Here is a 2,382-nt window from a genome sequence, read left to right on the forward strand (position 1 = left end):
CCCACCCACCAACCCCGCCACATCCAGGTCAACAGCCACCACCAGGGGATGCGGAAGTCGGCAAGCGGCGTCCAGCAGCGCAAGTCCGCGTTCGGAGGAGAGCGGCCTCATACCGCGCAGCCGGGTCAGCTCCCTTCGGCCCATGTGCCCGGTCATGGCGCTGGCCCGGTCCCACAGCCCCCAGGCCACCGACAGCCCCGGGAGCCCACGGGACCGACGGTGGGCGACCAGGGCGTCGACGAACGCGTTCGCGGCGGCGTACCCGGCCTGGCCCGCGTTCCCCACCACTCCGGCGGCCGACGAGAACATCACGAACATGCCCAGTCGCAGATCCGCCGTCGCGGCATGCAGATGAGCCGCGGCGGTCGCCTTCGCCGCCCAGACCCGCGCCACCTGCTCCGGCGTCTGCGAGGTGATGACCGCATCGTCCAGGACCCCCGCCGCATGGACAACACCGGTCAGTGGATGCTTCGGATCGATCCCGGTCACCAGCTCCGCCACCGCGCCCACATCCGTGACGTCCACCGCGCTGATACACACACACGCGCCCAGCTCTTCCAGCCGGGCGGCCAGCTCCCCCGCACCCGGCGCCTCCGGACCACGACGGCTCACCAACACCAGATGCCGAACCTGCCACGAACGCACCAGATGCTCGGCCACCAGGCCACCCAGTAGCCCCGTGCCACCGGCGATCAGCACGGTGCCGTCCGGGTCCAGCGCACCGGGAGCGTTCTCGAACTGCGCTACGTCCGGCTCTTCACCTTCGGTGCCACGAGCGCGCTTCAGCCGGGGCACCAGCAGTTGCCCGCCCCGCAAGACCATTTGCGACTCGTCCATCCGCAGAGCGCGGGCCACGGAGTCGACCACGCCGCCGTCAGCCATGTCAGTCGGCTCAACGTCAACGCCACGCTCGAGGTCGAGGTCGAGAAGCAGGAAACGGTCCGGGTTCTCGGCCTGGGCACTTCGCAGCAGCCCCCAGACCCCCGCCGCGGCCACATCCAGCTCATCTGCACCGGACGATGACACGCTCTCACCGCTGCGGGCATCAACCGCGCCCCGGGTCACCACCACCAGCCGGGCGTCAGCCAACCGTGGCTCGGCCAGCCAGCCCTGCACCAGCTCCAACACCCGCTCGATGGCGGTCAATCCATCAGCAGCCCAGGCGGCGCTATCCGTGCCACTCGGGTCGACGGCGGACGGCAGGTAGGTCATAGCCACGGACGGCGGGGCAACACCATCCTCAATGGCGGCGATCAACACCTGCAGATCCGGGTGGCTCACGACACCTGAGCCCTCCAAGCCCAAGCCGGTGGCCCGTCCCAACACCACCCAGGTTCCCTCGTCCGGGCTTCCCTGGGTCGCCGCCTCGGCCGGGAGGGGAATCCACTCCAGTGCGAGCAACCCGTCCATGTCCCGTCCGCCCACGGCACGCAGTTGTCCGGCGTCGGCCGGGCGCATGGTCAAGGAATCGACGGTCAGCACGGGCTCGCCGGCGGCATCGGCGACGATGACGCGCAGCCCGCGCTCACCATCGGCGCCGTTCCCGCGAGGAGAGATCCGGACCCTGATCGTGGTCGCTTCGGCCGCCCACAAGGACACACCGTTCCATGCGAACGGCAGCCACAGCCGCTTGTCGTCGTCCGGGGCATCGGTGGTGGCCGATCGATCCGCCAGGGGCACGGGATGCAGGGCGGCGTCCAGCAACGCCGGATGGATGCCGAATCCGGCGTGGTCCCCGGCGGCCTCGGGCAGGGCGAGTTCGGCGAGCACCTCCGTGCCGTCACGCCACACCGCGCGCAGTCCCCGGAAGGATGGCCCGTAGGCATATCCCGAGGCCATGGCGCGCTCATAGAAGCCGTTGACGCTCACAGACTCCGCACCGGCAGCAGGCCACACGCCGCCCAGGGCCTCCGGCCGCATCCCCGGGGACGGCGGACTCAGCACACCTGACGGTGGACTCAGCACACCTTCGGCATGGCACACCCACCCCGCGTCGGCACCAGGCTCGGCATCACGGTCGGGACGGGAGTACATCCCCACCTCACGTCGCCCGTCCTCGGCGGCCTCGCCCACGACTACCTGGACGCGGAGGCCGCCCGACTCGGGCAGGACAAGGGGGATCTGGAGGGTCAGTTCCTCCACCCCACCGCACCCCGCCTCATCGGCCGCGCGCAGGGCCCACTCCACCAGCGCCGCGCCCGGCACCAGTACGGTGCCCGCCACGGCGTGCTCGCTCAGCCACCCATGGCCGCCACCAGCCGAGAGTCGGCCGGTGAGCACCAATCCGCCGTCGGCGAGCCCTACCGCCGCGGGCAACAGCGCATGCTGCACCCGCTGCAATCCGGCAGCTCGCACATCGCCCACTCCCTCCACGGAAGTGGC

The 2,382-nt window shown here is 70.9% G+C and carries 1 protein-coding gene; it reads right to left on the bottom strand.

Going from position 1 to position 2,382, the window contains the following annotated elements:
- Positions 1-2,355 (bottom strand): type I polyketide synthase (locus JK363_RS41135; RefSeq protein WP_307822112.1); only part of this gene is annotated, 2,355 nt, incomplete at its 3' end.
- Positions 2,356-2,382 lie beyond the last annotated feature (27 nt).

The sequence above is a fragment of the Streptomyces coffeae genome (genome assembly GCF_016741875.1).
GTDB lineage: Bacteria > Actinomycetota > Actinomycetes > Streptomycetales > Streptomycetaceae > Streptomyces > Streptomyces coffeae.